The organism is Streptococcus pasteurianus (genome assembly GCF_004843545.1).
Lineage (GTDB): Bacteria > Bacillota > Bacilli > Lactobacillales > Streptococcaceae > Streptococcus > Streptococcus pasteurianus.
The window spans coordinates 1,228,985-1,253,411 of sequence record NZ_CP039457.1; the positions used below are offsets into that span (position 1 = coordinate 1,228,985).

The window sequence follows — 24,427 nt, forward strand, 5'->3', positions numbered from 1 at the left end:
CTCAATCCAAATTGGTCTGACTAAACTTAATTTATCTTTCATCACTTAATCTTTCTTGATATAGTATTTCAATACCAGCTTTCTGCCAACGTTGGGCGAGTTCGTGGCTGTCGCTTTCTGAGAATGATATTGCAATACCACAGTCGCCTCCGCCTGAGCCAGATGATTTTGCAATGACATCTAAACCTTTTTCAGCAGATTTCAACGCCTTTAACTTGTCGTTGTAAATAGCTGAGCTTAAACCGAGCAACAAATCACTAACTTTTTGCAGGCTTGCCTTAACAGCCATCTTATCACCTGTTTGAAGGGCTTGCTTACAGATTTGAACATTTCTTTCTGTATCCTCAAGAAATGCTCTTGTAATGGCCGATTTGACTAAATTAATCATATCTTTTGAAATGGACGGTTGTTTTGTCCAGCCTACCAAGAAGTCACATAGTAACGCAGGTTTGATGATTTCGATACGATAGCCCCAGTCTTTAGCAAGTACAGTTTTGATGTCTTCTGTTGCAATCCACGTTGACACTTTTTGACGGTCAAAAGAGGTGAAAGCCACCAAATCATCGTAAGCAATACAAGCTATGTCGCCCATAGAACCATTGTCCCCCAGTTTTAAAAGCGTATAGGAAGCAAGCTTGAAAATGGTATCCGCTGATAACTTTAGCTCATAAAATGCGGACAAGGCTTTGAGCGTTAACACCGTCACTGAACCACTTGACCCAATGCCAAATTTCTTACCGTCACGCTCTAACTTTCCAGTAATATCGAGTTTAAATGCTGGTAAATCATGCAAAGATTTGTCAAGGTAAGTAGCCAGAGTGACAATGGTTTGCTGAATGAGCGCATAATTCTTATCCGCTGTCATATCAGTAGCGTAGTCAAACATATCTGAAAAAAGGGAAATTTTTTCGGCTTCTTTGACTATCGCTGTCATAGGAATGGGAATATTTTTCAAAATAGCAGTTTGCCCAGGGGTTAGTATGGCATATTCGCCTGCAATATAGAGCTTTCCACCTGTCTGCACACTAATCGTTTTCATCTGGTAACACCTTAGTACGTGATGCAATCACACGATAGTTTTCTTCAAAACGTTTTGTTAAGCGCTCTAAATCTTCTTCCAAACAAAGAACTTTAACATTTGGACCTGCATCCATTGTGAAATAGCATTTTTCACCTTGAGCGCGCAACGATTTAACAAAATCCATAGCTGTATAGGTCTCATTTGTCAAATAATTGAATGGTGGATTAGCGTGTGTATTAGTATCGTGCATGGCAAGTGCATTGCGTTCTGTCAATTCTCCAACTTTTTCAAAATCATTGGCTTCCAAATAAGCAAGCATATCCTTATAATCTTGCTCAGATTGTTTAACCCAATCCGCAAAAGTTGTTGACGTTTCAGCACAGCGTTTCATGCCTTCACGACTAGAAATTGGTTTCTTGCTATCGCTTAAAACAAGCATAATCATTGCTAATTTGAGATTGGTTTGCACTGGATAAATATCTCCGCTGTCTTTATCCCACGCAGCAATCGGTCCAAAGAATGAACGTGATGATGAGCCTGAAGCAAATTTGGCTTTTTGTGCCAACTCTGATTGATTTAAGCCAGTTTCGAAAAGTTCATTACAAGCCTTTACAAGCGCTGAAAGTCCACTTGAACTTGATGATAAACCTGCAGCGGTTGGCATGTTATTGCTAGTTTCAACTTTGACAAATTCGGAACGTCCACCACGGTATTGGTCGATAATGGCAGAAATTTTTGCGTGTTCTTTTTCATCTTGCAAGACACCATTGATGTAAAATTCATCATGACCAACCGATTGTGGTAAAAAAGAAACAGTTGTTGTGGTAAACATATTTTCCAGAGTCAAAGAAATACTGCTAGTTGCTGGAATCATCTTGACAGCATCAGCTTTCCCCCAGTATTTGATAATAGCAATGTTGGCATATGATTTTACCGTTACAATTTTTCGATCCACGTTTGAACCGCTCCTCCTTCTTTTAATGCGTTACTTATTTTTTCTGCGTCAGCTTTGGTACTTGCAAGGGCAATAATACAGCCTCCAAGTCCGCCGCCACTCATCTTGGCTCCAAGGGCACCATTTCCCAAAGAAAGCTTAACCAGTTGGTCGGAAACGTCAATGCTGACACCAATAGCTTGTAAATGAGCGTGTGCTTTGGTCATCATGTGACCAATTTTTTGAATATCTTTGTCTTGAATAGCTTTTTGAACAATTTCGGTTAAGTCGCCAAGGGCTGCTAGATGTGGTAAATTGGCCTCTTCTGCCTGTGCAACCTTCTCAACAGCTTCACGCGTATTACCATAAATTCCTGTATCTGCAATAACCAAATAAGCATCCAAATCTAAATCAAGGGTACTAAAACCGATGTTACGAATAAAAGTAATGGCTTTATCACTCAAACAAGTCTTGGCATCAAGCCCACTTGGATTTGAATGTGCAATAATCTCTGCTTTATTCACCAAAATTTCCAGAGTATTCATATCAATGCTTTGCTCAAAATAATCAAAAACAGCACGGATAGCTGCGATAGAAACCGCTGCTGATGACCCCATGCCACGTTTTTGTGGAATTTCAGAACGAATCGCATAGGTAATGGAAACATCTGTGTGATTTAGGTACTCTAACGCCGCATAAACGGCAGTTGATAACGTATCATAAAAATCAAAGTGAATCTTTTCTTCAGCTGGATAAATATGACATTCAACCTTAATTCCTTGAAGCGGAATCGCAATGGCAGGATAACCATAAACAACGGAATGTTCACCCATCCAAATAATCTTACTATGCGCCTTACCGACGCCAATTTTCTTAGTCATGCTCTTCTCTTACAATTTTTAGTTTATACTCCATTTTATCATTGTTCCACAAAAAAAGCGACTTTTACTGGAAAATGTTAGCCCTTATCATAAAAAAATAGAAAAACCAGTCAAGGACTGGTTTAAATCACTGGGTCTATATTGAGTTCTGGGATGATGCGGGTTAAGAATTGTTTGGTGCGTTCTTCTTTTGGTTTGCTGAAGAATTCTTTTGGGTCGCCTTCTTCGATAATGTGTCCGCCTTCCATAAAGATGACATGTGTTGCCACATCACGCGCAAAGCTCATTTCGTGAGTGACGACTACCATAGTGACCCCTTCTTGGGCTAATTCTTTCATGACATCAAGAACATCTCCAATCAATTCTGGGTCAAGAGCAGATGTCGGCTCGTCAAATAAAATGACATCAGGTTTCACAGCGATAGCACGCGCAATTCCAATCCGTTGCTGTTGCCCACCAGACAATTGACTAGGATAGTAGTCTTTTTTCTCTAAAAGCCCAACTTTTTTCAGCGCATTTTCAGCAATTGGGATAGCTTCTTCTTTTGGAATCTTGCGAGCAATGACTAATCCTTCCAAAATATTTTCAATAGCCGTTTTGTTAGCAAATAAATTATAATTTTGGAAAACAAAGGCTGTTTTTTTGCGAATTTCAAGGACATCCTTGCGACTGATTTTTGCCAAATCGTAGGTCTTGCCATCTAGTATCAACTCCCCAGCATCAGCTTTTTCAAGATAATTAAGAGACCGCAAGAAAGTTGTTTTTCCTGAACCCGAAGGTCCCAAGATGACAACAACATCACCTTGATTGACTGTCAAACTAATCCCGTCTAAAACTTTTTTATCTCCAAATGATTTTTCGATATTTTTAACTGATAACATAGAAAACTCCTAACTTGACCTCAAACAATTTGAGCACGTTTTTCTAAAAATTTAAAACCGTATTGAATAAGTCCACAAATCATAATATAAATAATGAAAATAACAAAATAGGATTCAAAATAATGGTAACCATAAGCAGCTTCAATCTTAGCAATCGCTGTGATATCTTTCACCGTCATCACAAAAACAAGAGAGGTCCCCTTGACGAGATTAATCACCAAGTTGCAAAGATTTGGTAGCACCTGACGAATAGCTTGCGGAAAAACTATTCTAATATAAGCTTGACTGGTCGAAAGCCCAAGCGCCTGTGCAGCTTCTAACTGTCCTTTATCAACCGTTAAAATGGCAGAGCGGATAATCTCAGATAGGCTTCCAGTAGTCATAAGCCCAAAAATAATGTAAGCGTAATAAATAGGATTAATGTCAAAAATATTAAAACCTGTGGCTTTCAATAGCTGGTTAATCAAACTTGGAAAAAGACTATAAAAAAATAAAATCAGTAAAATAGCTGGAGTCGAACGAATAAAGGCGAGATAAATAACTGAAAATCCCGTAACACCTTTCACCTTATAAATCCGCCCTAAAGCTAGAAAAAGAGCTGGAAAGAAACTCAAAAGAATGGAAATAACCATAATTCCCAAGGTTACTGGAATCCCAGAAAGAGTTTTGACAAATGTTTCTAAAATGTAAGAAAAATCCATAATCCCTCCTTAACCTCGTGTCGTGTCTAACTCATTTTCAATGAAATGTGTTCCAACAGCTAAAATTAACGCTAAAACCCAGTAAATAATGGCAACCGCTGTATAGGTTTCAAGCGAATAATTGCCCAGATTTCGTGAAATAACCAAATTTCCAGCACCCATTAAATCAACTAGACCAATCGTATAGGCTAAAGCAATGTCTTTTAATAGATTAATAATCGCTGTCGTGATATTGGGGAGTGCAATCCGAAACGCCTGTGGCAAAAGGATTCTGACAAATGTCTGATAATCTGTTAAACCAATACTAAGCCCTGCTTCTAATTGACCTTTAGGAAGTGCTTGATAAGAGGATTTAAAAACTTCTGAGATACTAGCTGCAAACAACAATGTCATCGCTAAAATAACAAACACTGAACGAGACCAACCATTGACATCGATGCCTAACCACCATTCTAAAAAACGAGGTAAACCATAAAAAACCAAAAAGATAAGCACAATAGGGGGCGTACATCTTAAAATAAAGACATATCCTCTTGCAAAAGAGGGTAAGCTTTTTTCACCTGACAACTGTGACCAAGCCAAAAACAGTCCTAACAGGCTTCCAAATAAAATGGTCAATACTAAAACCCATAAAGTCAGAGGTAAAGCTGATAAAATTTCCGGAAGAAATGTTATCACACGAGACGGTTCATAAGAAACCATAGGCATCTCCTAGTCTGTGACGTAACTAAAGACATCTTCTCCAAAGTATTTTTCAGAAAGTTTTGCGATTGTACCGTCCTCTTTCAACTCTTTAATAGCTTTATCATATTCTTCGGCAAAGGCTTCATTAGTAGCATTTTTATGAATCAATGGATAAGTTTCAATGCCTTTATATGGGAACCATGTTAATTGGTCAGCATATTGATGATAAGCACCATCTTCGTCTTGAACAGCTTCTTCAAATGACAACTTGATTGAGAAATAAGCATCGTAACGTCCTTCAAGAACCCAAGCATAGGCATCCGCAACAGAGAAACTTTCTGATTCTATCAATTCAATCGGATTTTTAGCTGTTTTATTGTACTCTTGAATCACATTATATTGAGCATTTTGTGGTGAAATTGGAACGAGTTTACCACCGCTATTAGCAAATGAATCGATATCTGTGTATTTTGATTCATCTTCTTTACGAATGGCAAAGCCAATCACACTAGCACCAATGGCTTCGTCTGGAATCACAAATTTTTCAGCACGTTCAGCAGTGTACCATGCACCTTTGACACCAATATCGTATTTTCCAGATTCAAGACCAATCAGCAAATCTTCGTCACTTGTTCCTGTGTATTCGAATTTATAATTTTTCAATTTTTTATCAACGGCTTTCAAAACAGCAACTTCAAATCCGTCACTTTCACCATTTTCATCGACATAATCGTATGGCACATAGTTTTGTGTATGAGCGACTTGAAGGATAGTCACCTTGTCTGAATCGCCAGATGAGCTTTGAGCACTTGCGGTCGTCTTACCTGTTAATTGACGTCCAATTACTGTCGCTGCAACAAGCGCTACAACAATTCCACCAGCAACAATCCATTTTTTCTTACTCATATACATCCACTCCTTTTCCTAAAAACTCATAAAGCAACTGCTTCTTTCACCCAATCAATACGTTTTGACGAAATATCACTTGGTACGGTACAATCTGCTCCAATCACAACGCCTTGACGTCCTGCTTCATCAAGCAATTCTTTGACTTTTCCTTGAATAGCTTCTTTACTGCCAAGGTATAATAAACCTTTTTCAGTATTTTCAAAGCCACCAAGAACTGTTTTGCCACCGAACAATTGACGTCCTTCTGATAAGCTGACACCTTCCAATTCAACTGCCCAGTTAATGACATCTGCGGGATAATCTGTGTAATACATAATGTCATTTGTTGCGCCTTCATAACCACAGATGTGAAGAATATTCGTACCACCAGCAGAAATCGCACGATTCAAAATGTGAAGCTCACCTGGTTTAATCACTTGGTTGTATTCTTCTTTGCTTGAACGTGAATCTTGCAAATTTTGAACGCTGAGGTAAATACCGTCAACTCCTGCTTCTTTAATTAAACGTTTTGTTAGGATGCCAATGTCGCCAGCAACCACGTCCAAAACTTCTTTAGTCAACTCAGCATCTTCCTTGATAAAGTTTTCAATGATTTCATCACCATTGCCACCTTTTCCTGCCAATTGCCACTTCAAATAAGTCACAGGAGCAAAAATATTATAGAAAGAAGCAATATCTTCTGGGAAATCTTCACGTATTTTTTTGGCTAATTCAACTTGTTGTGTAATCCAAGGATGATTTTCACCGATAGAGACAATTCCTTCTAATTCTTTGATAGAAGTGACACCTTGATGAATTTGTTCATTAGGATAAGTGAAGAAGCCATCACTCATCACCTTGACAAAATCTGGATTGACGTCTGAAACGAATTTTTTATGTCCTGCGATATTTTTATTGAAAATCTCAGGATTAAAACCGTCGCCTCTTTCATCATCCGTTGTGAAATGATACCAAAATCCGACAGGAACTTTGTCGACTTTTTCATTTTTAAATGCTTTTAAAACCCATTCTCTCTTTGTTGTCATAATCTGTTTCTCCTTTGCTTTTGGTATGACAATTATACTATCATGCATTTTTATACTTGAAAAATCTATATTTTTTATGAATAGCCATAAGATTTGCTTATAGCAAAAACCAAAGAAAAAGCCAGTCAAGATATTCTCTCGACTGACTTTTTATCTTCAAGGCAAATGTGTCAAACTTTTTAAGCAATTAAGATACTGTAAATCTTCTTTCGTGATTTCAGATCTCTGGTAATCAGAAATCAATGGGTTAAAAGGAGATATTTTCAAAAAATAAGAAGAGATAAGATAAAAATGATTAGTGTTACTATTGAAATGTTTCTTAACTGCTTTTCGGTTACTATCATAGACACGTCTTCCTTCAAGATTTTTAGTAATCCTATCTTACCACGTCTCTTTTCATTCGTATAATCTAAATTTTTTATTATTATCCATAAAATCTGCTTATAATCTAGAAAACTAATGACAGGTTATACAAAAATCTTATCACGGCTTTATTTTTTTCTATCAGAAATTTACTGATTTTTTAATCTTATTTTTGCTATAATGACAACAACTATTATGAAGAAGGGATGAGGTTTTATGAATTTTCAACAATGTCGTTATGTTGAAGCAGTCGCTCGTGTAGGTTCTTTTAGTCAGGCAGCTAAGGAATTATTTATGACTCAACCCAATTTATCAAGTTCTATTAAGGATTTAGAAAATGAATTAGGGGTTCAACTGTTCACACGTTCCAATACAGGCACGCGCTTAACTGAAGATGGCTATGATTTTTTGAAATATGCCAAACGTATTATCGGTGAGCTTGATTTGCTTGAGCAACGTTACCATGACCAATTTAAAAAGAGTTTCACGGTAGCATCGCATCATTATGATTTCTTGTCAATTCCGTTGGTAAAGGTTGCCCAAGAATTCAATCAAGATTATCAAGAATTTCAAACGATTGAAACGACCACTAAGAAAATTTTAGAAAGTGTTGCTCGTTTTGAAGCTGATTTGGGTATTATTTATCTGGATGACGAAAATAAGCATATTTTGGAATCTTCCCTGGAACACCATGATTTGGAATTTACGTCTTTGGGTGATTTTCCAACACGTGTTTTTCTTAGACGCAATCACCCATTGGCACATAAGGATGTCATTTCTGAAAGCGACTTAAAAGGTTACGACCAAATTCGCTTCCGTCAGGAACAATCAGGTTTGAATTTTGACGAGGATGCCTTGCAAATTCACGATGAACAGCACGTGCTCTATAGCAATGACCGTGGAACAGTCATGAATTTACTTTGTGCAACAGACGCCTACGCCTCTGGTCTTGGAATTGTAAATAGCTTCGTTCGTAACCAAATTGTCCTCATTCCTCTGCAAGATAGTCCTAAACATATCCTTGGATATGTGACCAATAAAAAGAAAAAAGTTTCAAAAATTGGAACAGCCTTTATTCAAGAAATCAAGAAAAGCCTCAATGACTTTCCTGAAGCAAACTGATAAAGCAATCGTCATACCATTATTTTGCTTTCTTTTGTGCTAAAATGAAACTAAGGAGGAAACATTATGAATTTTAAAACGTTAAATAATGGTATCCAAATCCCTGTTTTAGGCTTTGGTATTTGGCAAATTTTCGACCAAGCACAATGCCAAGAATCAGTCGAAAACGCCCTTGAGGTGGGCTACCGTTTAATTGATACTGCCGCTATTTATAAAAATGAAGAAGCTGTCGGGCGTGCGGTGAAGGCTTCTGGTCTTTCACGTGAAGATGTCTTTCTGACTAGTAAAGTCTGGATTGACCACCTTGGTTATACCGAAACGAAAAAGGCTTTTGAGGAAACGCTACGCAAACTGGATACTGATTACCTTGACCTTTATCTCATTCATCAACCATATGGTGATACTCATGGCGCTTGGCGTGCGATGATTGAGCTTTATAAGGAAGGATATATCCGTGCTATTGGGGTTTCTAACTTCTCTACTGGACGTTTAACAGATTTTGCGCTCAATACCGAAGTTGTGCCAGCACTCAACCAAATTGAGCTTCACCCCTACAAACAACACCCTATCATTCAAGCTGCCAATGCCCAATTTGGCATAGCTACCCAAGCTTGGAGCCCTTTCAACCGTGGAGAAGATAATATTTTTAAGGACGCTACGCTCAATAGCATAGCTGAAAAACATGGCAAGACTGTGGCACAAGTCATTCTACGTTGGCAAGTTCAAAACGACATCCTTACCATTCCAAAATCCGTTCACTTAGAACGCATGAAAGAAAACTTTGATATTTTTGATTTTGAACTCACACCAGATGACATCAAGCAAATTCAGTCACTCGACCGTTTTCCAAACAACTACGGACCAAATGAAAGCCCAGAACACGTCAAACGCTTATTGGGCTTGTAAGTCAGAAAACGAGTTTATATACAATAGTAAAACAAGACGACTTCCAAACGGAAATCGTCTTTTGTTGATGTTAACGAGTTTTGAACAGGAGAAAGTAAGTTATTAGAGTGTTGCTTACTCTACTTGCAAATCAGCTTTAGAGTTTTCGCCCCTACAAACTTACTAGGAATGTAATGGTATCTCCGCTATAAGAAACGCTAATGCTTCCTTTGAAGAGTTTAACCATGGTCTGTGCCATTGACAATCCGATACCATAACCTGATTTTTTGTTATTATGTGATTCATCTTCACGGTAAAAACGTTCAAAGAATTTGCTATAATCAACGTTCTTGCCTTCGACGTAGGTATTGGAAATTTCCAAACGTGCTTTTGAGAGGCGATTAGCTTTGCTTAATTTAACTGAGACCGTTCCTCCTGCATCACAATATTTGTTGGCATTATCAACCAAAAGGGTCACCAATTCAAAAAGTGATTTTTCTTCTGCTTTGACATGAATATCAGGTTGAATTTCCATAATAAATTGCTTGCCGTCTTTGATGACAGGACCCTTAAAGTCCTCGGCAGCATCTTCAGCAATTGCTGAAAAATTCAAATCAGTCAATACTACTTCAGGTTGTTCCTCTAGACGGGCCATAGCCACCAAACTATTAATTAAGCCAGTCATACGTTCAACTTGGTCGTTGGTACTTTTTGTCCATTCTGATTCACCGTTCATCATCTCAACCAATTCATTATTAGCCGAAATAATCGCCAAAGGTGTCTTTAATTCATGACCAGCATTCGTGATAAAACGACGTTGCCGTTCATAATTTCGGATAAAAGGCTCAATAACCCTACCAGAAAAAATAGAAACCATGAGAACAAAGAAGGCAAAACTAACCCCTGACATCCATAAGGAAAGATGAACTAGTGTCATATTTTCCTCGACTTGATTTGTTGAGTCCAAGACCACAATCAATGTCGAATCATCTGATTCGTCCGTTACAAGATAAGAATAGGTGTGATTACTGTAACGAAAATCACCTCTCGTATCACCTGATTTATTAATCTTAATCAGGTAATTTTCCACTTGCTCGTTGGTCAAATCAGAAATACTGCTCAAATTTAACGAAGTGATATTGCCATCCTTATCAACAACAGCACTAAAATACCGATATTGAAAGAGCGTATCGACAGAAACAGTATCACCCAATTCACTAGTTGCTTTGGAGACGCTTGGAAAGGTTCCGCCATTATCTGAAATCAAGGTTAAAATCTTGTTGATTTCATTTACCTTTTGAATGTGACGGGCAGAATTGAGCACCCCAACCACTGAAAACAATACAATCAGAATTGCTAAAGAGGTAATCGCAATAAAACGAAGCCTTAATTTTCGAAACATGGCATCACCTACAATTCTTTCAACTCATAACCACCCATTTCCTCGCCCTCAATCACTACATTTGCACCAATTGATTTCAATTTTTGACGAAGGTAGGAAACGTAGATAAAAACATAGCCATTATCAATCTCTGGGTCATCTTTGTCATTTGCCCAAACATGGTTAAAAATCTGGTCAGTTGATAGTTTCTTACCTGCATTGAGCATGAAGAATTCTAGCATTTTAGATTCTTTCCCTGCTAGGCGAATAGTGTTTTGACTGACAAGTTCCTGCTCACCAACATTCAAAGTAACTGTTCCAACGGTCAAAATATTAGACGTGAAATTGGTATCCACACGACGTGACATCGACCGCAAACGCGCTAATAGTTCTTTTAATGAAAAGGGTTTGGTCAAATAATCATCTGCTCCAGCATCTAAGCCTGTCACACGGTCATCAACTTCAGCCATGGCAGTCAACATAATAATGTGTGACTGGTTGCCTGTTTGACGAATTTCTTGCACAGCTTCGATGCCAGATTTGACAGGCATCATAATGTCCATGACCATAACGTCATAGGCATTTTCATTTGCCATATCAATAGCTGCCTGTCCATCATAAACCGAATCCACATCATAACCTTCATGGGTTAACGCCGTAGTCAACACACGATTCATTTGAATTTCATCTTCTGCAACTAATATTTTCATATGCTATCTCCTATCGTAGCTCATATTCATTAATCTTGGGAGCTTTCTTGGATGAGGTTTCGAATGGTTTGCATGGTCAAATCACAAGACGCTAATTCATCTGCGCAGCGTTTGAGCTCACGGACAATCCGTTTTGGGTCTTTAATATCATGCTTATACTTCATTTGATGTTCCAAACTAGCCCAAGAATCCATAGCAATGGTACGAAGCTGTATTTCAATAAAATATGATCCCTGCCTATTTCCCAAACAATCAGGATAAGGCGTCACAACCTCTACTATCAAATGGTAAGAACGATAACCATTTGGTTTCGCATTTTTGATGTAATCTTTCTCAGCAACAATGGTGCAATCATCAAAAGAACGGATAAGGTCCACTAAAGTATAAATATCATCAACAAAACCACATATTATCCTCAGACCAATACTATCACGCACTTTTTTCAAGGCAGACTCGGTTGTTACTGGAAGATTTTTGCGTTGACACTTCTCTGTCATACTTTCAGGTGTCTTAACGCGAGCGATAAAATGTTCAAACAGCTTATAACCAGTCTCTTTTTTAACCTCATCATTTTTCTTGCGAATACGCTGACTAAAGTCCTCCAAAATCAAAGGCAGGTAATCCGCATATTCTCCATAAATCATATCTGTCATAACTTTTCCTAACTAGATGATAGTTTCATTATAACAAAATTCCTTATAAGAAGCTAAAAGGGGCATTTTTAAGAGCTAAAAAGTTGAGCAAAATGCCCAACTTCTTGGTTTGTGTTCTTATTATTGCAAGACGCATTAACTCACGCTTTCGTTCTTGACTAATTCTTCAACAAGATACAAGATGAGGTTGACTAATAAGCTTAGGGCAACAGTCAAAATGATACCCCAAAGCAATTTAGGCAAACTCATTGTGCGGAGTCCGTCAAACAAAATACTACCTAGACCGCCTGCATTAATCGTTGAGGCAATTGTTGCGATAGCAATCATTGAACTTGCTGCCAAACGTAATCCTGCAAAAATAGAGGATTGCGCCAATGGCAACTGAATTTTTGCTAATATTTGCCACCTTGTCATCCCCATACCAGTCGCCGCTTCAACAATACTGTCATCAACTTGTGTCAATCCTGCTAAAAATGTGCGAACTAACGTATATTGTGCATAGATTACCAAAACTATTATGGCTGTTCGCGTCCCCAGACCTGTCACGGGAATCAACAAGGTAAATAGCGCAAAACTCGGAATGGCGTACAATAGCGATAAGACGTAAACAGAAGCCAGCCTTATTTTAGGGTAAAACAGCAAAATTACCGTGATGACACTAGCAAATAACAAAGCAAACAGTAGGGAAAAGCTCGTCAATTCAATATGTTCAATGAGCGCCGTGATTAACTTATCAGAAGATGTCTTAAAATAATCAATCATAGCTAGCCCTCCACAGTTTTTCTTGTTCCTGCGCAGTTGTTATCAATCTTTGAACAAATTCATTTCCTGGATTTTTGATAATATTTTCTGGTGTGTCAAACTGGCAAATGGTACCATTATCCATGATAACCACGCGTGTTCCCAGTTTAAATGCCTCATAAATATCGTGAGTGATAAAAACAAATGTCTTTTGACTTAATTTCTGATGAATCGCTTGCAATTCCTCTTGTAAATCATTACGAGTAATAGCATCAATGGCACCAAATGGTTCATCAAATAACATGACATCAGGGTCAGCAGCTAAAGCACGCGCAACACCTATCCGCTGCTGCTGACCACCAGATAATTCACTCGGATAACGTTCGCCGTAATCCACTGCAGGCAATTGCACCAAATCTAAAAGTTCTCCCACACGATTTTCAATGCGTTCCTTATCCCAGCCCAATAACTTGGGAACAGTTGCAATATTTTCAGCAACCGTCATATGTGGAAATAAGCCGATTTGTTGGACAACGTAACCAATCTGACGACGAAGGCTAACGGAATCCATCTGCTCAATATCTTGCCCAGCAAAGAAAATCGTCCCTGACGTTGGTTCAATCAGCTTGTTAATCATTTTTAGCATGGTTGTCTTACCAGAACCTGATGTTCCCAAAATTGTGATAAATTCGCCATTTTCAATGGTTAAGTTAATATCATTAACAACCGTTTTATCACCATAAACTTTGCTCACATGCTCAAATTGAATCATTGTCTTTTCTGTCATAAATCTATCTTTCTAACCTTTTATGCTATCGTAGTATTCTTTCGCGACATCTGTATATTCTTGACCGTCAACATCCACTTTAGCATTAAGTTCCGTAACTGTTTCAGTATCAAGTTTTGCCGAAATATTATTTAAAATGGTTTTAATATCTGGATTGTCATCCAAAATATTATCTCGCACAACGGGCGCTAAATTATAAGGTGGCCAGAACTGTTTATCATCTTCCAATAATGTGAATTTATCCGTACTAACCAACTGACCTTCGGTCGTGTAAGCTGGCGTTACATCTGCCTCATCATTTTCAAGAACACTGTATTTCAAACTATTATCATACACCTTTGAAGATTGCCAGTTAAAGGTACCATAAGTCTTTTCAAGTCCTGGTAAACCATCTTCACGTTCATCAAATTCCCCTTGTGAAGCAAAGCGCAATTCACTAGCATGAGCTTGCAAATCAGAAATCGTCTTGATGTTGAGTGAATTGGCGACTTCCGTACGAATAACCAAACCTTGGCTATCATTTGCTGACGCGTAATCAAGCCAAGTCAGGTTAAATTGTTCCTCATACTCTTTTTTGACAGTCTTATAAACTTTCTCTGAGTCTGTTTCCATATCCTCACCCAAAACTGACAGCAAACCAGTTCCTGTATATTCTGGATATAAGTCAATCTCATCATTGACAATTGAATTATGAATCAAAGAACTTGAAATATTTGACACACGCTCGACGGTATAACCATTGTCCTCAAGCGCAAGCGCATAAATTTCAGCAATGACTAGATTTTCCGTAAAATCTTTCGACCCCACACGAATAGTGGTTGACGATTGCTGCACTTCAGAAGATTGATTATTGCGCCACGCCCAAATCCCACCAACAATTGCCACCAAAATGACTACCAGTAACGCTCCTGAAATCACCTTTTTATTTTTCATAATGTTCTACCCCTTTTATGCTTAAATCAAAAATAATCATACTAAGGAACGACAATATCGCAACCGAACCACCACCAATTAGCAATAAATCATAACGATAAAGTCCTAATCCTGTAAAAATCAAAGTACCAAGTCCACCTGCTCCAATATAGGTCGCCAAGGTTGCGCTAGCAATAATTTCCACCAATGCCAATTTAATGCCATTTAAAATATGTGGCAGAGCTAACGGAAACTGGACTTTTGTTAATAATTGAGACCTTGTCATACCAAGTCCCAAAGCTGTTTCTAGCAAATTTTCTGAAACCGACGCAAACCCAACAATCGTATTTAATAAAATGGGTGGTATTCCCAAAATCACTAAAGCAATCAAGGCAGGTAAGCGCCCCACTCCAATGAATGGAATCAAAATAAATAAGATTCCAAGGCTTGGAATAACGCGTAGCCCTTGCGTCAAAAGCGTTGACAATTGTCGTACAAACGGCTTTTCATAAGAAAAATAGCCAAGTGGTAGAGCGATGATTAAGGCAATCACCAAAGCCTCGAAACTTAGGCTAATGTGTTGCCAAACGTATCCTAAATAAGTATTTCCATTATCTGCAAAATATGCAGCTATATCATTTAACATGTTCCTTTACCTGATGACTTTCTAAAAGTTCTGTTAACCTATCAGTGAACATCGCTGTCGCTGACAATAAAACTTCCTGTTCTTCCAAAGTCAAAGCGCTCATTGCTTGCGCTTCAAAATCTGCTAACGGATCCAATAATTCAGCAGCAAACTGCTGACCTGTTTCAGTTAAACGAATCAACTTCTTGCGCCTGTCAATTCGAGAAGGCTCCAAATATAATATTCCTTTTTTCATATAAGTTTTAACAATTGCTTGAATCACTTGTTTCGTTGAAAATGTTCGTTTTGCAATGCTCTCCTGTGTCATTCCATGTGGATTATGATAAATCCACATAAAAACTAATAACGATTTACTATTTAGCCCATGCTTTTTAGCGTAGCTTTCATAGAGGGAAAATTGCTCATCACGCAAACGAGCGTATTTTTTTGCATTACTTATCACTAAAATTTTCCTCCTTATTTAAAATAATGACCTTGCCAAATGCTGCAACACTATCAAGATAATCATGTGCAGCTTGGATACTATCCAAATCAAATACACGCTCAGGGCGAACATCTACTTGTTCTTGCTCAATATAAGCTAACATTTTCTGAATCTTATCTTGTGAAACATTGCCTGAATAAAATGTTGTCAAATAGACATTATTTTTAAGTTCCATAATTGGATCAAATTCTTCCAGATACCATTTTCGTCCCAATTGACCGCAGGAACAAATAATTCCGTTTTCTTGCAAATGCCCTAGACTGTCTTTGATGGTGGCAGGTCCAACTAATTCTAAGATTTTCGTGAATGTCACATCCGTCTTTAGCACACCATTATCATCAATAACCAAATCATCATATCCAGCGTCCAAAAGTTGCGCTTTTTTAGCAGTATTGCGCACACTTGCATAGACGTTCACGTCAGGAAATTTAGCTTTTACCAATTTCACAAAAGCCGTCCCGATACCACTAGCACCAGCACGCACCAAAACCGTATCACGGGAGGTGATTTTTAAATTTTGATAAGCACCAAAGGCAGTATAATAAGTCTCTGGAATCGTCGCCAACGTTGCCCAATCCAACTGCGTTGAGATAGGATAAATCTGCTCATTTGGCAAAAGGACATATTCAGCATACGATCCATCAAAATCACGTCCCATTTCTCCCATAATCGAAATGATTTTTTGACCAACTGGCAAACGTTGCTCGTCCGTCGTCTCTTCAATGACGCCAACACATTCTATCCCAAGAATCCTTGGAAAGGTGACACTCGGCGACAAGCCTTGTCTGGTAAAAATTTCAGAACGATTAATCCCAAATCCCATAATTTTCACCAAAGACCAACCTGATTTCACTTGCGGTTTAGCAATCTGAGTCACCTTTAAAACACTACTATCTCCTGCTTTGCTAACAATAACAGCTTTCACTTTCTTCCCTCCTTTTAAACGTTTTCAATAATTTCCCATTATTATGTCATATCCACCAAAATTAGTCAAATATTTTGACTATTTTTCAATTCCTAAACAAATGCCACTTTTGCTTTAAAAATTGATTGCAAGTTATATAAATGCCATTACAAAATAAAAACAAAAGAAAAAGCTAGGTACTTGCCTAACTTTCTAAAATCTTCTAGCCAGACTATGCAGACAATAAAAAACGAGGCTGAGCACGTTGTCCCAGACTCGTTTAGTTTTAAGCTACTTCAAATTGTGAATTGTAGAGGTCAGCATAGAAGCCGCCTTGTTGCATCAAATCATCGTGATTGCCTTGTTCGATGATGTTACCATCTTTCATCACAAGGATAAGGTCAGCGTTTCTAATCGTTGACAAACGGTGAGCGATAACAAATGATGTACGACCTTCCATCAATTTATCCATGGCTTTTTGAATCAATTCTTCAGTACGTGTATCAACTGATGACGTTGCTTCGTCCAAAATAAGGAGCGGTGAATCTTTCAAAAGAGCACGCGCAATCGTCAAGAGTTGTTTTTGACCAATTGAAAGTGTTACAGAATCATCAAGATAAGTGTCATAACCTTTTGGAAGTGTCATGATAAAGTGATGAACACCAACAGCCTTAGCCGCTGCAATAACTTGTTCGTCTGTAATATTTTCTTGATTGTAAATCAAGTTTTCTTTGATTGTTCCTTCAAACAACCACGTATCTTGAAGCACCATTGAGAATTGGTCATGCACTTCTTCACGTGTCATCAAACGTGTATCCACACCATCAATAGTGATTTGACCTTTATCGATTTCATAGAATTTCATGAGCAGGTTAACAATGGTTGTTTTACCAGCGCCTGTTGGTCCAACAATGGCAACTTTCTGACCAGGTTTCGCCACAGCGGAGAAATCATGGATAATTGTTTTATCCTTAGAATAACCAAAGAAAACATTATCAAAGGTAACTTCACCATTAACATCACTAAGTTGACGTTCCTTATCAGACTCATCTTCCATTTCATCTTCTTCAAGGAATTCAAAGACACGGCTCATGGCAGCTGTTGCTGATTGCATTTGTGTGAAAGCTTGCGCAATTTGTGACAATGGTTGTGAGAAGATACGAACATAAGTCATAAAGGCAACCACATCCCCCATGGTAATATCACCATTGATAACTTTAACGGCACCAACCACACAGACCATAACATAACCAAAGTTCCCAACGAAAATCATAAGCGGCATCATAATACCTGACAAGAACTGTGATTGCCACATTGATTTATAAAGATTGGTGTTTAATTTTTTAAAGGTTTCGCTTGTTTCACCAGCAGCGTTATAACTTGTTACCACATTATGACCAGAGTAAATTTCTTCAACATAACCATTAATCGCAGCCAAGTTATTTTGTTGACGTTTGAACAATGGTTGTGATGAGCCCATGATAACCATAACCAAAACAAAACCAATCAGAACAGACCCAATCGCTGTTAGAGCCATGCTGACATTTGAATGGAACATCATGAAAATTGATCCAATCAATAACATGGTTGATGTCACCAAAGTTCCCAAACTTTGGTTAAGCGATTGACCAAGCAAGTCAACGTCATTTGTCACACGAGAAAGGGTGTCCCCTTGCGAATGACTATCAAAGTAATTCAATGGAACCTTGTCAATTTTGGTCTGAATAGCTTTACGTAAACGTTGTGAAAAACGTTGAACGATAGTCGCTACGGTAAAGCTTTGAATATAACCAACTACTGCTGAAATAACGTATAAAATTGCCAAAGTTAATGCAATTTTACCAACTTTATCCAAGTCGATTCCTGGAATCATACCAGTCGCCGTTGGTGTCAAACCTTTGGTGATTGTATTGGTGATTTCTTTTAATTTATCAGGTCCAATAACCGTAACCGTCGCAGAAACAATTGCTCCAATCACTGCAAGAAGAAATGGAAGCTGGAAACCTCTAATATAGGGCTTCATTCTGTCATAGAAAGATGTTTTTTTCTTATTTTCCATTTTCTAATTCCTCCTTAGATAGTTGTGAGTAAGCAATTTCACGATAAACATCGTTGTTTGCAAGCAATTCTTCGTGCGTACCTTGACCAACAACTTTACCTTCATCCAAGACCAAAATTTGGTCAGCGTCCATAATCGTTGAGATACGTTGTGCCACGATTAATTTCGTCATATCAGCTGTACGTTCTTTCAACTGTGAACGAAGGATTCGGTCAGTCTTGTAGTCAAGTGCTGAGAACGAATCATCAAAGATGATAATCTCAGGTTTACGAGCAAGAGCACGCGCAATTGCCAAACGTTGTTTTTGACCACCTGAGAAGTTTTGACCACTTTGAGCAACAGGTGCTTTTAACTTACCGTCTTTCATTTCAACGAATGTCTTACCTTGAGCTAAATCAAGAGCTTCCCACATCTTGTCATCATCAAGTGGCGAACTATTGCTTTCTCCCATATCCATATTTGAAGCGATATCCCCACTGAAAAGCACTGCTTTTTGCGGAATATAACCAACAATCTTATGAAGCGTATCATGGTCATATTGACGAACATCAATGCCATCGACTTTAATCGTTCCTTCTGTCGCGTCATAAAAACGTGGAATCAAGTTCACCAAAGTTGATTTACCAGAACCAGTTGAACCGATAAAGGCAATCGTGTCTCCAGCTTTCGCTTTAAAGGAAACGTGTTCCAAAACAGCTTCTGAATTTTTGCTGTAACGGAATGAAACATTGTCAAATTCAACAGAACCTTTTTCAGTTGGTTTAGCTTGATTTGTTTCTGGATATTCAATTGAAGATTTTGTTTCAAGAACTTCATTAATACGCCCAGCAGCAACAACAGCACGAGGTAAAATGAAGAATACAACAATCATCATCATGAATCCCATAACAACTTGCATGGCATATGATGAATAAACAACCATATCTGAGAACAAATCAACTTTATCTTGCATAGCGCCAGCAATTTTCGTTGGATCTGTCGGAATGGCAATATTTTCAATCAAATGCGCACCAATCCAGTAGATAGCAAGTGTCATTCCGCTTGAAATTCCTGTCATTACTGGAGATAACAACGCCATTGAACGTCCAATAAAGAGGTTAAGATTGGTAACATTATCATTGGCTTGTGCAAATTTGGCATCTTGATAATCTTCGGCATTGTATGCACGCACCACACGGATACCTGTCAATGATTCTCGCGTAATACTGTTCAATTTATCGGTTAATGTTTGAATCATGCGTTGTTTAGGCATCACCATCATCAACAAGAACATAATCATCAAGAACATAACCGCAACTGCGACAATAAGAACCAATAGCCATTCATGATTTTTATCAGCAATCTTGGTTATTGCCCAAATTGCCATGATAGGTCCTTTAGTAATGACTTGGATTCCCATTGTGAAAACCAATTGAATTTGTGTAATATCATTGGTTGTACGTGTCAAAAGACTAGGAATTGAAAATTTCTTGATTTCAGCATCTGAAAAATTCAAGACACTATGGAAAATGTCATCACGTAGACGTGTACTAAAACTTGCCGCAATACGAGCAGCCAGGAAACCGACAACGACGGATGCCGCAAAGCTTCCCAAAGAAAGCAAGACCATACGCATCCCTGGCGCATCAAAGTTCCAAGCAAAAATATCTTTTACTTTTGTTCCCTCTGTTGATAGCAAGGTTGTGATATCCGACATATAATCTGGAATTTTCAACTCAAGATAAACATTCAAACACACAAATAATACAGCAAAAATAAGCATCGTAACTTCTTTTACTGTTAAGCGTTTCAAAATTTTTAACATGCGTTACTCCTTGTTTTCTAAATTTTTCAAAATGCGGTCAAAGACGCGAAACGAAATTTTGAGATCCTCATGGTCAACACCAGCTAAGATTTGTCTATGCATTTCATCATGGAAATCTTGAATGTTTTGAGCCTTTGATTTTCCAAGTTCAGTCAACACCACTTGCTTATAACGCTTATCTTCTATTGACGAAATAACTCGGATAAAACCATTTTTCTCCATGCGCTTAATCAAATTACTAGTTACTGACTTTGAAATTCTTAGTCTCTTCTCAATATCCTTGATATAAATTTCTTTATCAGGATTATCATGGAGATACAACACTGCAAATCCCTGTGGACCAGCCAGATTTTCAACACCATGACTTTCCGCAAGAGCATGGACACGATTTTCCGCTAAATTGATAAAATCCCTAAACTGTGAAAACGGATCTTTCTTATGCATCTTTTACTCACTTTCTGAAAAATACCAAGATTTATTCTTGTAGGATACATTATAGTTCTTATGAGAACTATTGTCAAGAAAAAGCTTCACTTCTACTTTATTTTTTCAATTATTTTCTGAAAACAAAAACAAACATTGATATATCAACGTTTGTTTTTGTTTTTTTTGAAAATCAAATGATAACACCTTCCAAATGATCTAATTCGTGTTGGCAAATTTGTGCTGGCAACCCTGTCAAGGTTAAGGTTTGTTGGCTCCAATTTTTGTCTAAAAAAGCCACTTCAATTTTCTGGTAACGACGTGTTGGTCGTGCTCCTGTCAATGATAAACAAAACTCTTTCGTGTCAAATGGAAGTGATTTGTTAAGCAAAACTGGATTGAACATCACCAAATCTGCTACTCCCATATTAACAATAATTGCTCGCTTTTTAACGCCAATCATATTAGCAGCCATGCCGACACAATTATCACGGTTTGCCACTAAAGTATCTTGCAAGTCTTGTGCCAAATACAAATCTTCTTTTGTTGCTTCTTCTGACTTTTGCGCCAAGAAAAAGGTGTCTCTTACAATCTGTTTAATCATTTTTTCTCCAATAGTAATTCCATAATATCAAAATCAATAGCTTGGTCATCAATTTCCATAAAGTGCTTAAACGTTCCAATCTTTTGAAAACCAAGACTGTCATAAAGATGAATCGCTCGGTCGTTATCAGACCGAACTTCAAGTGAGAAGACTTTTAAGCCTGATTGCTGCGCTGCTGCAATCAATCGCGTTAATAGCTGACGCCCAATTTCTTGATTCCAGTAGGCTTTTTTCACCGCGATACCAATTTCTGCACGATGCGCCAATCGTTTTTTACGAAAAGCACTACAATTACACGTTCCTACTATCTCACCAGCTTCTTCGGCTACTAAGAAATGTGATGTCTTAGATTTTTGAATCTCACTTAATAAGATTCCCTCATCTGCAACAGAAACAGACACCCCTTCTTCTCCATAAGACAAGTTATCTGTTTCTGAACCAATCTGCTGGCAAAATGCCAAAATAGCCCCAGCATCACTAGCCAAAGCATTTCTCACTATAACCATATCAAGCCCTCGCTTTCGCTAAAAACATTATAACAAAATAAATAAAACCTTGCTACCATGCGCTTTCTCACATTTGTCACAAGATTTTATTGCACCAACAAAATTGAGAATAACTAATTCTCAAAGAAAATGAGTTGCAACGATACCAACCAAAAGAGCCCACACTTCGTGGACTCATTTTCGGTTATTTGATATTAGAGAATGTAATTAAAGATTATAAAAGATTGTTGATTAAGTCATTAAGAGTTATACAACAGTCTTGTGAAAGACAAGATTTTAAACGATACCTTGTGCTGACATTGCTTCTGCAACTTTAAGGAATCCAGCAACATTGGCACCGACAACAAGGTTACCTTCAGCACCAAATTCTTTAGCTGCTGCTGCAGAATTATCGTAGATACCTTTCATGATGTCATAAAGTTTAGCATCTACTTCTTCGAATGACCAAGGTGTACGTTGGCTATTTTGAGCCATTTCAAGAGCTGATACCGCTACACCACCAGCATTTGCAGCTTTGGCAGGACCAAATGAAACGCCAGCTTTTTGGAAAACTTCGATAGCTTCAAGTGTAGAAGGCATATTTGCACCTTCTGTAACAGCAATAACACCGTTAGCTACAAGAGCTTTCGCATCTTCCTCGTTAATTTCATTTTGTGTAGCACATGGGAATGCAAGGTCAGCTTTGATTGACCAGATTGAGCCTTCACCAGCAGGTGTAAATGTTGCACTTGGACGAGCGTCAGCGTATTTGACAATACGTGCACGTTCAACTTCTTTCAATTGTTTAAGAAGAGGGACATCAATACCTTCTGGATCATAAACATAACCAGATGAATCTGAAACAGCAACAACTTTAGCACCAAGAGATTGAAGTTTTTCAGTAGCGTAAATCGCTACGTTACCTGAGCCCGAAACAAGAGCGACTTTACCGGAAAAATCTTCACCACGAGCTTTAAGCATTTGTTCTGCAAAGTAAACAGCACCGTAACCAGTTGCTTCTGTACGAGCAAGAGAACCACCGTAAGTAAGTCCTTTACCAGTAAGAACACCTGTGTATTCATTGCGGAGGCGTTTGTATTGACCGTAAAGGTAGCCGATTTCACGCCCACCAACACCGATATCACCAGCAGGAACATCAGTATCCGCACCAATGTGTTTGCTCAACTCTGTCATAAAGCTTTGGCAGAAACGCATAATTTCGTTGTCTGATTTACCTTTAGGATCAAAGTTTGAACCACCTTTACCACCACCGATAGGTTGACCAGTCAATGAGTTTTTAAAGATTTGTTCGAAACCAAGGAATTTGATGATTGATTGGTTTACTGATGGGTGGAAACGAAGACCACCTTTGTAAGGTCCAATAGCAGATGAGAATTGTACGCGGAAACCGCGGTTTACTTGAACTTGACCTTTGTCATCAACCCAAGGAACACGGAAAGAAACGATACGTTCTGGTTCAACCAAACGTTCGAGAAGATTTTCTTCAATGTATTTTGGATATTTATCAAACACTGGAACAAGTGACTCAAATACTTCTTCTACTGCTTGTAAAAACTCTGGTTCATGAGCATTTTGCGCTTTGACTTTATCAAAGACACCAGCTACATACTCTTTACCTGTTGTCATATATATTTCCTCCGAAAATCAGATTATAAATCTTGTAATCAATAGACTACAAGGAATATTATAAATTTTCTGAAAATTTATGTCAAGTATTTACCGTACTTTTTTGAAAAAATTCCGTTTTTATGTCATAAAATATAACATCGTTTGTGAAGTTGAGGGCTAGATTTCGTCATTCTGGCGGACTTTATGTTCTCCTTTTCACGAAAAATATGGTAATATAATGGTATATTATTAGGAGGTATATTATGAAACGTTTATCACTATGGTCAGGTATTCTAGCACTACTTATTGGTATTTTTCTTTTTGTGCATCCTTTTACCACGACTGCAATGATTGGTTGGATAATCGCTTTATTAGTTTTCATGTCTGGAATCACCAGCCTTTTGATGTATACCAATAGTGTCGAGCGATCATTTTGGTATTTGTTGCAAAGTATTTTATCTATTATTTTTGGAATTATTCTTCTATCAAGCTCAGCCATGTCTTTATCGAGTGCTGTTATCACGATTGCTGCTTATTGGATTCTTATTAGCGGCATCCTTCGTTTAATTGGTGGTTTCCAAATGCGTAAAGCAGGGTTTTATGACGCTAATCGTTTCCTAGGCTCTGCGGTCCTTGCCATTCTTTTAGGACTCTTCCTCCTGCTCAATCCTGCACTTTCAGCTATTTTTATTGGGCGTCTAACAGGATTACTTTTAATGGCAGTTGGGGGGTCAGGAATCGCCTTTTCATTCCGTATTTAACTATGACTATAAAAAGAACTTCGTTTTTTTGAACGAAG

The 24,427-nt window shown here is 38.0% G+C and carries 26 protein-coding genes; 3 read left to right on the plus strand and 23 right to left on the minus strand.

Annotated elements, in window-relative coordinates; genetic code table 11:
* Positions 1 to 31: 31 nt before the first annotated feature.
* The 8 genes from E8M05_RS06500 to E8M05_RS06535 all read right to left on the minus strand — a co-directional run bounded on the left by E8M05_RS06500 (position 32) and on the right by E8M05_RS06535 (position 7,039).
* On the minus strand, positions 32 to 1,039 hold the full coding sequence (locus tag E8M05_RS06500) for a phosphomevalonate kinase (protein WP_058692212.1): 1,008 nt from the start codon (positions 1,037 to 1,039) through the stop codon (positions 32 to 34).
* Positions 1,026 to 1,976 (minus strand): diphosphomevalonate decarboxylase, encoded by a 951-nt coding sequence (mvaD, locus tag E8M05_RS06505; protein WP_136596446.1) that lies wholly within the window; start codon positions 1,974 to 1,976, stop codon positions 1,026 to 1,028. Before mvaD ends, E8M05_RS06500 begins: the two co-directional genes overlap by 14 nt.
* On the minus strand, positions 1,958 to 2,836 hold the full coding sequence (gene mvk, locus E8M05_RS06510) for a mevalonate kinase (protein ID WP_003065213.1): 879 nt from the start codon (positions 2,834 to 2,836) through the stop codon (positions 1,958 to 1,960). Before mvk ends, mvaD begins: the two co-directional genes overlap by 19 nt.
* 122 nt (positions 2,837 to 2,958) lie before the next feature.
* Positions 2,959 to 3,717, minus strand: coding sequence for an amino acid ABC transporter ATP-binding protein (locus E8M05_RS06515; protein ID WP_009854375.1), 759 nt, complete (start codon positions 3,715 to 3,717; stop codon positions 2,959 to 2,961).
* Between the two features lie 20 nt (positions 3,718 to 3,737).
* Positions 3,738 to 4,418: an amino acid ABC transporter permease gene (locus E8M05_RS06520; RefSeq protein WP_136596447.1), complete on the minus strand. Its 681-nt coding sequence runs from the start codon at positions 4,416 to 4,418 to the stop codon at positions 3,738 to 3,740.
* Positions 4,419 to 4,427: 9 nt separating this feature from the next.
* A complete protein-coding gene (locus E8M05_RS06525) occupies positions 4,428 to 5,120 on the minus strand; it encodes an amino acid ABC transporter permease (RefSeq protein WP_003065219.1) in 693 nt (230 codons plus the stop codon).
* Positions 5,121 to 5,129: 9 nt separating this feature from the next.
* On the minus strand, positions 5,130 to 6,008 hold the full coding sequence (locus E8M05_RS06530) for a transporter substrate-binding domain-containing protein (protein ID WP_136596448.1): 879 nt from the start codon (positions 6,006 to 6,008) through the stop codon (positions 5,130 to 5,132).
* Positions 6,009 to 6,034: 26 nt separating this feature from the next.
* A complete protein-coding gene (locus E8M05_RS06535) occupies positions 6,035 to 7,039 on the minus strand; it encodes a uroporphyrinogen decarboxylase family protein (RefSeq protein WP_181965709.1) in 1,005 nt (334 codons plus the stop codon).
* Positions 7,040 to 7,615: 576 nt separating this feature from the next.
* Between E8M05_RS06535 and E8M05_RS06545 the strand changes: the two genes are divergently transcribed.
* On the plus strand, positions 7,616 to 8,521 hold the full coding sequence (locus E8M05_RS06545; RefSeq protein WP_136596449.1) for a LysR family transcriptional regulator: 906 nt from the start codon (positions 7,616 to 7,618) through the stop codon (positions 8,519 to 8,521).
* A gap of 66 nt (positions 8,522 to 8,587) precedes the next feature.
* Complete coding sequence (locus E8M05_RS06550) at positions 8,588 to 9,427, plus strand: aldo/keto reductase (RefSeq protein ID WP_136596450.1); 840 nt, start codon at positions 8,588 to 8,590, stop codon at positions 9,425 to 9,427.
* A 151-nt stretch (positions 9,428 to 9,578) separates the two neighbouring features.
* On the opposite strand, the gene E8M05_RS06555 is transcribed toward E8M05_RS06550, so the two are convergent.
* The 15 genes from E8M05_RS06555 to gdhA all read right to left on the minus strand — a co-directional run bounded on the left by E8M05_RS06555 (position 9,579) and on the right by gdhA (position 23,646).
* Entirely contained in the window at positions 9,579 to 10,808 is a 1,230-nt protein-coding gene (locus tag E8M05_RS06555; RefSeq protein WP_013851958.1) for a sensor histidine kinase, read from the minus strand.
* Between the two features lie 8 nt (positions 10,809 to 10,816).
* Positions 10,817 to 11,497 carry a response regulator transcription factor gene (locus E8M05_RS06560; protein ID WP_013851959.1) on the minus strand — a complete coding sequence of 227 codons (681 nt, stop codon included), beginning with the start codon at positions 11,495 to 11,497 and terminating at the stop codon, positions 10,817 to 10,819.
* Positions 11,498 to 11,526: 29 nt separating this feature from the next.
* Positions 11,527 to 12,150 (minus strand): GTP pyrophosphokinase, encoded by a 624-nt coding sequence (locus E8M05_RS06565; protein ID WP_003065236.1) that lies wholly within the window; start codon positions 12,148 to 12,150, stop codon positions 11,527 to 11,529.
* A 135-nt stretch (positions 12,151 to 12,285) separates the two neighbouring features.
* Positions 12,286 to 12,912, minus strand: a complete 627-nt coding sequence (locus tag E8M05_RS06570) for an ABC transporter permease (protein ID WP_003065238.1) — start codon at positions 12,910 to 12,912, stop codon at positions 12,286 to 12,288.
* Positions 12,905 to 13,663: an ABC transporter ATP-binding protein gene (locus E8M05_RS06575; RefSeq protein ID WP_172473475.1), complete on the minus strand. Its 759-nt coding sequence runs from the start codon at positions 13,661 to 13,663 to the stop codon at positions 12,905 to 12,907. The genes E8M05_RS06570 and E8M05_RS06575 overlap by 8 nt, the downstream gene beginning before the upstream one ends.
* Positions 13,664 to 13,690: 27 nt before the next feature.
* Complete coding sequence (locus E8M05_RS06580) at positions 13,691 to 14,611, minus strand: glycine betaine ABC transporter substrate-binding protein (RefSeq protein ID WP_013851962.1); 921 nt, start codon at positions 14,609 to 14,611, stop codon at positions 13,691 to 13,693.
* The gene (locus E8M05_RS06585) at positions 14,601 to 15,236 is read right to left on the minus strand and encodes an ABC transporter permease (protein ID WP_013851963.1); all 636 of its coding nucleotides are present in this window, start codon (positions 15,234 to 15,236) and stop codon (positions 14,601 to 14,603) included. Before E8M05_RS06585 ends, E8M05_RS06580 begins: the two co-directional genes overlap by 11 nt.
* Positions 15,226 to 15,678, minus strand: a complete 453-nt coding sequence (locus tag E8M05_RS06590) for a MarR family winged helix-turn-helix transcriptional regulator (protein ID WP_003065246.1) — start codon at positions 15,676 to 15,678, stop codon at positions 15,226 to 15,228. The genes E8M05_RS06585 and E8M05_RS06590 overlap by 11 nt, the downstream gene beginning before the upstream one ends.
* Positions 15,668 to 16,645 (minus strand): zinc-binding dehydrogenase, encoded by a 978-nt coding sequence (locus E8M05_RS06595; RefSeq protein WP_117479603.1) that lies wholly within the window; start codon positions 16,643 to 16,645, stop codon positions 15,668 to 15,670. The genes E8M05_RS06590 and E8M05_RS06595 overlap by 11 nt, the downstream gene beginning before the upstream one ends.
* 265 nt (positions 16,646 to 16,910) lie before the next feature.
* Entirely contained in the window at positions 16,911 to 18,683 is a 1,773-nt protein-coding gene (locus E8M05_RS06600) for an ABC transporter ATP-binding protein (RefSeq protein ID WP_058692202.1), read from the minus strand.
* Entirely contained in the window at positions 18,673 to 20,487 is a 1,815-nt protein-coding gene (locus tag E8M05_RS06605; RefSeq protein WP_003065252.1) for an ABC transporter ATP-binding protein, read from the minus strand. Before E8M05_RS06605 ends, E8M05_RS06600 begins: the two co-directional genes overlap by 11 nt.
* Positions 20,488 to 20,490: 3 nt before the next feature.
* Positions 20,491 to 20,931, minus strand: a complete 441-nt coding sequence (locus E8M05_RS06610) for a MarR family winged helix-turn-helix transcriptional regulator (protein WP_061100410.1) — start codon at positions 20,929 to 20,931, stop codon at positions 20,491 to 20,493.
* Between the two features lie 172 nt (positions 20,932 to 21,103).
* Positions 21,104 to 21,514, minus strand: coding sequence for a peptide deformylase (locus E8M05_RS06615; RefSeq protein ID WP_136596451.1), 411 nt, complete (start codon positions 21,512 to 21,514; stop codon positions 21,104 to 21,106).
* Complete coding sequence (locus E8M05_RS06620) at positions 21,511 to 22,020, minus strand: GNAT family N-acetyltransferase (RefSeq protein ID WP_117479609.1); 510 nt, start codon at positions 22,018 to 22,020, stop codon at positions 21,511 to 21,513. The genes E8M05_RS06615 and E8M05_RS06620 overlap by 4 nt, the downstream gene beginning before the upstream one ends.
* Before the next feature lie 276 nt (positions 22,021 to 22,296).
* Positions 22,297 to 23,646, minus strand: coding sequence for an NADP-specific glutamate dehydrogenase (gene gdhA / locus E8M05_RS06625; protein ID WP_003065263.1), 1,350 nt, complete (start codon positions 23,644 to 23,646; stop codon positions 22,297 to 22,299).
* 245 nt (positions 23,647 to 23,891) lie between these two features.
* Between gdhA and E8M05_RS06630 the strand changes: the two genes are divergently transcribed.
* A complete protein-coding gene (locus E8M05_RS06630) occupies positions 23,892 to 24,389 on the plus strand; it encodes a DUF308 domain-containing protein (RefSeq protein WP_003065265.1) in 498 nt (165 codons plus the stop codon).
* The last annotated feature ends 38 nt before the right edge of the window (positions 24,390 to 24,427 follow it).

Excerpts from the sequence above, each read along its gene's own strand:
- E8M05_RS06500 (WP_058692212.1), bottom strand. The coding sequence starts at position 1,039 with ATGAAAACGATTAGTGTGCAGACAGGTGGAAAGCTCTATATTGCAGGC.
- mvk (WP_003065213.1), bottom strand. The coding sequence starts at position 2,836 with ATGACTAAGAAAATTGGCGTCGGTAAGGCGCATAGTAAGATTATTTGG.
- E8M05_RS06515 (WP_009854375.1), bottom strand. The coding sequence starts at position 3,717 with ATGTTATCAGTTAAAAATATCGAAAAATCATTTGGAGATAAAAAAGTT.
- E8M05_RS06520 (WP_136596447.1), bottom strand. The coding sequence starts at position 4,418 with ATGGATTTTTCTTACATTTTAGAAACATTTGTCAAAACTCTTTCTGGG.
- E8M05_RS06525 (WP_003065219.1), bottom strand. The coding sequence starts at position 5,120 with ATGGTTTCTTATGAACCGTCTCGTGTGATAACATTTCTTCCGGAAATT.
- E8M05_RS06530 (WP_136596448.1), bottom strand. The coding sequence starts at position 6,008 with ATGAGTAAGAAAAAATGGATTGTTGCTGGTGGAATTGTTGTAGCGCTT.
- E8M05_RS06545 (WP_136596449.1), top strand. The coding sequence starts at position 7,616 with ATGAATTTTCAACAATGTCGTTATGTTGAAGCAGTCGCTCGTGTAGGT.
- E8M05_RS06550 (WP_136596450.1), top strand. The coding sequence starts at position 8,588 with ATGAATTTTAAAACGTTAAATAATGGTATCCAAATCCCTGTTTTAGGC.
- E8M05_RS06555 (WP_013851958.1), bottom strand. The coding sequence starts at position 10,808 with ATGTTTCGAAAATTAAGGCTTCGTTTTATTGCGATTACCTCTTTAGCA.
- E8M05_RS06560 (WP_013851959.1), bottom strand. The coding sequence starts at position 11,497 with ATGAAAATATTAGTTGCAGAAGATGAAATTCAAATGAATCGTGTGTTG.
- E8M05_RS06565 (WP_003065236.1), bottom strand. The coding sequence starts at position 12,150 with ATGACAGATATGATTTATGGAGAATATGCGGATTACCTGCCTTTGATT.
- E8M05_RS06570 (WP_003065238.1), bottom strand. The coding sequence starts at position 12,912 with ATGATTGATTATTTTAAGACATCTTCTGATAAGTTAATCACGGCGCTC.
- E8M05_RS06575 (WP_172473475.1), bottom strand. The coding sequence starts at position 13,663 with ATGATTCAATTTGAGCATGTGAGCAAAGTTTATGGTGATAAAACGGTT.
- E8M05_RS06580 (WP_013851962.1), bottom strand. The coding sequence starts at position 14,611 with ATGAAAAATAAAAAGGTGATTTCAGGAGCGTTACTGGTAGTCATTTTG.
- E8M05_RS06585 (WP_013851963.1), bottom strand. The coding sequence starts at position 15,236 with ATGTTAAATGATATAGCTGCATATTTTGCAGATAATGGAAATACTTAT.
- E8M05_RS06600 (WP_058692202.1), bottom strand. The coding sequence starts at position 18,683 with ATGGAAAATAAGAAAAAAACATCTTTCTATGACAGAATGAAGCCCTAT.
- E8M05_RS06605 (WP_003065252.1), bottom strand. The coding sequence starts at position 20,487 with ATGTTAAAAATTTTGAAACGCTTAACAGTAAAAGAAGTTACGATGCTT.
- E8M05_RS06610 (WP_061100410.1), bottom strand. The coding sequence starts at position 20,931 with ATGCATAAGAAAGATCCGTTTTCACAGTTTAGGGATTTTATCAATTTA.
- E8M05_RS06615 (WP_136596451.1), bottom strand. The coding sequence starts at position 21,514 with ATGATTAAACAGATTGTAAGAGACACCTTTTTCTTGGCGCAAAAGTCA.
- E8M05_RS06620 (WP_117479609.1), bottom strand. The coding sequence starts at position 22,020 with ATGGTTATAGTGAGAAATGCTTTGGCTAGTGATGCTGGGGCTATTTTG.
- gdhA (WP_003065263.1), bottom strand. The coding sequence starts at position 23,646 with ATGACAACAGGTAAAGAGTATGTAGCTGGTGTCTTTGATAAAGTCAAA.
- E8M05_RS06630 (WP_003065265.1), top strand. The coding sequence starts at position 23,892 with ATGAAACGTTTATCACTATGGTCAGGTATTCTAGCACTACTTATTGGT.